Genomic DNA, 6,677 nt, shown 5'->3' with positions numbered 1-6,677 from the left:
GCCGAACGCTGGAAGGCAGGCGGCCCCGGTGTGACAGCATGGCTGACCCGCGTTGCCACGAATGCCTGCCTTGATCGCATCCGTCGTCGGCGCTTTGCCGCTGATGATGCGGTTCCCGAACGCGCCGATGAAAGTCCATTGTCGGACGAAGCACTAGAAGAAGATGAAGTTCGCAGCGCGGTCGCTGGCTGTATCGAGGCGCTGCCCGACCGGCAGCGTGCCGCGATTGTACTGACCTATTATGAGGAAAGGCAAAACAGGATGGCCGCCGATATCTTGGCCATGCAGATCAAAGCGTTTGAATCGCTGCTGTTCCGCGCGCGGGCCAGCTTGCGCGAATGCGTCGAAGGTAAAGGGGTGACGGCATGACCGAACCCGCCTTCCCGCCGCATATCTCCGCCGCGCTTGACCGGCTGACGGTGCCGCCTTTGCCGCATGGCTTTGGTGACCGGCTGGCCGCGCGCATCGCAGCGGGTGACTTGCCTGTCGAATCTTATCCAATCACGCCACCACTTGCTCCAGCCCGCCGACGGTTTGGCAGCGCTGGCTGGCGTCGTTCTGGGCGCATTGTCACAGTGGTCGCCGCTTTTGGTATCGCCACCGCAACCGCCGCCGCATCAGGATTTTTCGGCGATCCCGTCTATGTCCCTATGGTAAGCGACGCGCTTGCCAAGGCCAAGCTGGTCGAATTGCCCCAAAAGGACATTCCCAAGCCCAAAGCGAAACCCGCTGTCGTCAGCAAGGACATCGCTCCGGCTCAACCAGAAACCGGACCTACACCCAGTGGACGCCAGGCGGTGCGCGCTCTGTACCAGCGGCTGCGCACGGATCCTGAGTTTCGGGCGCTGCCAAGGCAGGAACGTCTCGCCATCGCGCGGCAGGAAATCGAGACCATGCTTGAAAAGGGTGAGGTAACACTCCCTGAATTGCGGCGCGCGCTTGCCGAGCATCGGCTGCTGCAAAATCCCGCAATCCGGCGCAAAATCGGACGCGAACTGGCGCGCCGCGAAATGGCACAGCGCACAGAAGCCGCGACCGGCATAGCCGTCGAGGACAAGGCCGCGACTGGGGATCAGCTGCAACAGCCGCGGATCGATCCGGCCAAGGCGGAAGCGCGGCGCGAAGCATATCGCCAATTGCCTCCCGAACAACAAACGCGCATCCGCGAACTGCGCGAGCAGATGCGGACAGCTGCACCCGCAGAGCGTCGCGCCATCCGCCGCGAACTGCTGGCCATCGCACAATCAGCGTCTGCGACTCCACCTGAAGCAGAAAAAATTGCACCCGAAAGCGAAGGGAATGGCGACGTCGTGCGTTGACTATCTGAAGGCGGTCAAAAACGGCCTTCAATAGACAGCAAAGGATTTGACCCATGAAAAAGCTGATAGCAATCACCCTCTCCGCCACTCTTCTGGCGGGCGCAGCCTTCGCCGAACCGGTTACCCGCACCTCGACCTTTGATGGCCCCAAGGCCAGCGGCACGAAAACTTCGGTCCGCGACAAAGAAGCCGGAACCTTCAGTTCGGACAAGATTGTTACCCGCAAAAGCGACGGCGCGACTGCAACCACCGAACGCGATCGCCAGCGCACCGACACCGGCTTCACCGGCAGTGGATCGCGTACCGGCTTCAACGGCAAGACCGCGACCTATGATGTTGAGCGCACCAAGACCGACAATGGCTGGACTGCGACCGGCAGCGGAACCGGGCCCAATGGCGGCGAATATAGCTATACGGGTTCAAAGACCCGCACCGAAAACGGTTTCACTGCAAACCGTTCAGCTTCGCGCAATGGTTCCGAAATCTATAACCGCACGGACACGGTTTCGCGGTCAAACGGCAATGTGACCCGCGACACCAGTGTTACCCGCAGGCAGCGCAAACGCTGAGGCGGGACACCCTCTCCCTTCCCCCTTGGCCGTCCCGCTGTCCATCACACACCCGGCGGGGCGGCCAGCCTGTTGGTCCTGACTGTAAACATTGTGTGGCGAAGCTTGCCACAACCCACGCACACTGGCACCATCACGACATCCGCACCGTAACTCGGGGAGAAGCTGGATGGGTATCGTCGAATTGCTGGGCCTGGCAGCCAGTGTTAGCTTGTTATCAGGTTGGCGGCTCTACCTCACCGTCTTCGCAACCGGCCTCGCGATGCATTTCGGCGTCGTCGACCTTCCCGAAAATCTGAAAATGCTCGATGCGCTCGCCAACCCATGGGTTATCGGGATATCAGGGCTTGGAGCGGTTGCTGAGTTTTTCGCCGACAAGGTGGCCTGGCTAGATTCGATCTGGGATGGCCTCAACACGCTAATCCGGCCTTTGGGCGGAGCGATGCTGGCGCTGGCCGTGGTCGATGCCGGTGATCCGGTCTGGCAGGTCATCGTCTTCCTGCTGGGCGGCGGGGCAGCGCTGGCCAGTCACGCAACCAAAGCAACGACGCGCGCCGCGGTCAACACCAGTCCGGAACCGGTTAGCAATATCATCCTTTCCACAGCAGAAGACGTCGTGACCGGCGGCTTACTTGCGCTGGCTTTCGCCTATCCGGTCGCCGCCGCGCTCATTGCGCTAGTCCTGCTCGCACTGACCATATGGGGCTTGTTTGCAGCCAAGCGCATGTTGCAGAAATTTTTCGCGCCGCAACCTGATCCCACTCCACCGCAGGGGTAAGGCCCAAGCAGCTTATTCCGTTCCGGTCCCCTGGCGGAACAAGACCTGCTGAAAGGCAGATTGGGTAGGCGCTGACTGCACGGGCACCGGCTTGCCGCGTTGTTCCATGCCTTGCTTGCCAAGCCCGGCATAGAGGAAGCCGCCATCGCGCAACCGGTCGTACAGCCAGTCTCGCCGGTGTGGTTCGACCACGAAGCAGCCCTCGCTCGTCCCCGGCTTGCCGCCGCGCGCAGACATCAGGCTATAGTTGAAATAGCGCCGACGCTCAGCCGCATAGCTGTGCACGACAATATCGCGCGTGCGCATCGCGCTGTTGGAAGGGTCGAGCCCGTCGAGCCGCAGTGAAAGACCATTCCGCCCGCGATACAGTTCGCCTCCGCGCGCCGCGCCCAGCGAGGACATCCAGCTTTCATATACATTTCCAAAGGCATCGGCATAGCCATCATCGTCGGGATCTGAACCGATGCCATGCGCGACTACAACCGGGGTGTCGAGCCCTTCCCCGCTTTCCAGATCGACGACATAGAGCCGCGGGTCAGAGCTGCGCTTGGCGAAATCGACGACCACCATCATCGAAGGCCCGCTGCCGCTGCCCCACAGGCAGACATGCTTTTCATAGCTCGCGAGCGTTTCGTCGAGCAGCGAGCGATCGAGGCGGTGTTGCGGCGTAGCCAAGCCCTCCGATTGCTCACCCGAATAGACTGACAGCAATTTTGCCTTGGCTTCCTGAAAACCGGTGCACGAAAAGCGCTTGAACGCGGGACCGATGGGCTGGGCGGTGATCAGCGTCGCATCCCCGGTGCCGGGAGCAAATACTATTTCGGATTGCGCAATTGCGGGTGCGGCCAAGGAAGCGATGCCAAGCACCGCGCATAGAGCGTTTCGATACGCTGCGAATCTGCCCCCAGGTCGCTGCATGATGTTCAATTTACAGCAAAAGCGCCGGGTTGCAAAACCCCGCAAGCGCGGCCATCTCGAAATGGAACAGCGCGACTCTTGCGCTTTGCGAACAAATCTGGAACAAGCGGTCTATGAGCCTCACCCACATCAGCGTGCGCGGTGCGCGCGAGCACAACCTCAAAGGCATCGATATCGATCTGCCGCGCGACAAGCTGATCGTGATCACCGGCCTGTCGGGGTCGGGCAAGTCGAGCCTCGCCTTCGATACCATCTATGCCGAAGGACAGCGGCGTTATGTCGAGAGCCTGAGCGCCTATGCGCGCCAGTTCCTCGAGATGATGCAGAAGCCCGATGTCGAGCATATCGAGGGCCTTTCCCCCGCCATCTCGATCGAGCAGAAAACCACCAGCCGCAACCCGCGTTCGACGGTCGCGACGGTCACCGAAATCTACGACTATATGCGCCTGTTGTGGGCGCGCGTCGGCGTGCCTTATTCGCCTGCCACTGGCCTGCCGATCACCGCGCAGACGGTGACGCAGATGGTCGACCGCGTCATGCAATTGCCCGAGGGCACCCGCGCCTATCTGCTCGCCCCCGTGGTGCGCGGGCGCAAGGGCGAGTATCGCAAGGAGCTGCTCGAATGGCAGAAAGCGGGCTATACCCGCGTGCGCATCGACGGCGAATTCTACCCCATCGAGGAAGCCCCCGCGCTCGACAAGAAGTACAAGCATGACATCGAGGTCGTGGTCGACCGCATCGTCGTGAAGGACGGCATCCAGACGCGGCTGGCGGATTCGTTCGAGCAGGCGCTGAAGCTGGCCGAGGGGCTGGCCTTTGTCGATTTGGCCGACGGCACGGTGGCGGAGGCGATGGGCGGTGCGGATAGCGTGCCGACGGCGTTCGGCGAAGCACGGGCGACCTTCACCCCAGCGCCCAGCAACGTGACCGGTGGGGCAATGAAAGGAACCGGCCTGCCCCCCAACCGCATCGTGTTCAGCGAGAAATTCGCCTGCCCGGTATCGGGCTTCACCATCGCCGAAATCGAGCCGCGGCTGTTCAGCTTCAACGCGCCGCAGGGGGCGTGTCCAGATTGCGACGGGCTGGGCGAGCGGCTGGAATTTGATCCGCAGCTTGTCGTCCCCAATGAGGCGCTTTCGCTCAAACAGGGCGCGGTCGTCCCTTGGGCGAAATCGAACCCGCCCAGCCCCTATTACATGCAGGTGCTGTCCAGCCTCGCCAAAGCCTATGACTTCGACCTCACCACCCCGTGGAACGCGCTGGAGCCCGACCAAAGACTGATCATCCTCCACGGCACGGGCGGCATGCCGGTCGAGCTGACCTTCCAGGATGGCCGCAAAAGCTACACCGTCAAAAAGGCGTTTGAGGGCGTGATCGGCAACCTCAACCGCCGCATGTTGCAGACTGACAGCGCGTGGATGCGTGAGGAGCTGGGCAAGTTCCAGACCAGCCAGCCCTGCGAAACCTGCCACGGCGCGCGCCTGAAGCCCGAGGCGTTGAGCGTCAAGATCGCGGGCACCAACATCTCCGAACCCACGCGGATGAGCGTGGCGGACGCGCTGGTCTGGTTCAGCAATCTCGACGCGCAGCTCACCCCCACCCAGTCGCAAATCGCCAAGGCGATCCTCAAGGAGATCAACGAGCGGCTCGGCTTCCTCAACAATGTCGGGCTCGATTATCTCAACCTTGATCGCACCAGCGGCACGCTCTCCGGCGGGGAGAGCCAGCGCATCCGCCTCGCCTCGCAAATCGGCTCCGGCCTGTCGGGCGTGCTCTATGTGCTCGATGAACCCAGCATCGGCCTGCACCAGAAGGATAATGACCGGCTGCTCGCCACGCTGCAGCGGCTCCGCGACCTTGGCAACACCGTGATCGTCGTCGAGCATGACGAGGATGCCATCCGCACCGCCGACTGGATAGTCGATCTCGGCCCCGGCGCGGGCGTGCATGGCGGCACGGTGATGGCGGAAGGGACGCTGGAGACGATCCTGAAGGCCAAATCGCTCACCGCCGATTATCTCAACGGCACCCGCGAAATCGCGGTTCCCAAGACGCGGCGCAAGGGCAACAAGAAGAAGCTCACCCTCCACGGCGCGCGCGCGAACAACCTGAAAAACGTCACCGCGTCCATCCCGCTCGGCACATTTTGCTGCATCACCGGCGTATCGGGTTCGGGCAAGTCGAGCTTTACCATCGACACGCCCTATGCCGCCGCCGCCCGCTCCTTGAACGGCGCACGGGTGATTGCGGGCGCGCATGACAAGGTCACGGGCCTCGAACATTGCGACAAGGTGATCGACATCGACCAATCACCCATCGGCCGCACCCCGCGCAGCAACCCCGCCACCTATACCGGCGCCTTCACCAACATCCGCGATTGGTTCGCCGGCCTGCCGGAATCCGAAGCGCGCGGATACAAGCCCGGCCGCTTTTCGTTCAACGTCAAGGGCGGGCGGTGTGAGACATGCAGCGGCGATGGCCTGATCAAGATCGAGATGCACTTCCTGCCCGACGTCTATGTGACGTGCGAGGAATGCCAGGGCAAACGCTACAACCGCGAAACGCTGGAGGTGAAGTGGAAGGGGCTGAGCATCGCCGATGTGCTCGACATGACGGTCGAGGATGCGGTCGAGGTGTTCAAGGCCGTCCCCCCGATCCGCGACAAGATGGCGATGCTGGCAGAGGTCGGCCTCGGCTATGTCAAGGTCGGGCAGCAGGCAACGACGCTATCGGGCGGCGAGGCGCAGCGCGTGAAACTCGCCAAGGAACTGTCCCGCCGTTCGACCGGGCAGACACTCTACATATTGGACGAGCCCACCACCGGCCTGCATTTCGAGGATGTGCGGAAATTATTGGAGGTGCTCCACCGGCTGGTCGAGCAGGGTAATAGCGTGGTGGTGATCGAACATAATCTGGATGTGATCAAGACGGCCGACTGGATTATCGATCTGGGGCCCGAGGGGGGCGTGAAGGGCGGGGAGATTGTGGCGGAGGGGACGCCGGAGGATGTGGTTAAGGTGGCGGCCAGCTATACCGGGCATTATTTGAAGCCGCTGCTTAGTTCAAAGCAGCCGAACGTCCAAGATTGATGCA

The 6,677-nt window shown here is 62.1% G+C and carries 6 protein-coding genes; 5 read left to right on the top strand and 1 reads right to left on the bottom strand.

The genetic code is table 11. From position 1 onward, the window contains the following. The 4 genes from Q0239_RS10380 to Q0239_RS10365 form a co-directional block, all read left to right on the top strand. Nucleotides 1-369, top strand: a 369-nt coding sequence (locus Q0239_RS10380) for a sigma-70 family RNA polymerase sigma factor (protein WP_298602296.1), incomplete at its 5' end; no start/stop codon positions are given. Further along, nucleotides 366-1,319: a hypothetical protein gene (locus Q0239_RS10375; RefSeq protein WP_298602293.1), complete on the top strand. Its 954-nt coding sequence runs from the start codon at nucleotides 366-368 to the stop codon at nucleotides 1,317-1,319. The genes Q0239_RS10380 and Q0239_RS10375, both read left to right, overlap by 4 nt. 53 nt (nucleotides 1,320-1,372) lie before the next feature. Then, entirely contained in the window at nucleotides 1,373-1,888 is a 516-nt protein-coding gene (locus tag Q0239_RS10370; protein ID WP_298602290.1) for a hypothetical protein, read from the top strand. Between the two features lie 169 nt (nucleotides 1,889-2,057). Beyond that, entirely contained in the window at nucleotides 2,058-2,666 is a 609-nt protein-coding gene (locus Q0239_RS10365; RefSeq protein ID WP_298602287.1) for a DUF4126 domain-containing protein, read from the top strand. Between the two features lie 12 nt (nucleotides 2,667-2,678). Here Q0239_RS10365 and Q0239_RS10360 read toward each other — a convergent pair whose 3' ends face one another. After that, a complete protein-coding gene (locus Q0239_RS10360) occupies nucleotides 2,679-3,584 on the bottom strand; it encodes a murein L,D-transpeptidase catalytic domain-containing protein (RefSeq protein WP_298602284.1) in 906 nt (301 codons plus the stop codon). 113 nt (nucleotides 3,585-3,697) lie between these two features. Here Q0239_RS10360 and uvrA point away from each other — a divergent pair, with 113 nt between their 5' ends. Next, nucleotides 3,698-6,673 carry an excinuclease ABC subunit UvrA gene (gene uvrA / locus Q0239_RS10355; protein WP_298602281.1) on the top strand — a complete coding sequence of 992 codons (2,976 nt, stop codon included), beginning with the start codon at nucleotides 3,698-3,700 and terminating at the stop codon, nucleotides 6,671-6,673. The last annotated feature ends 4 nt before the right edge of the window (nucleotides 6,674-6,677 follow it).

Origin of the sequence: uncultured Sphingorhabdus sp. (assembly GCF_937872355.1) — a bacterium.
Taxonomy (GTDB): domain Bacteria; phylum Pseudomonadota; class Alphaproteobacteria; order Sphingomonadales; family Sphingomonadaceae; genus Sphingorhabdus_B.
This window is presented reverse-complemented; position numbering and strand designations above follow the sequence as displayed.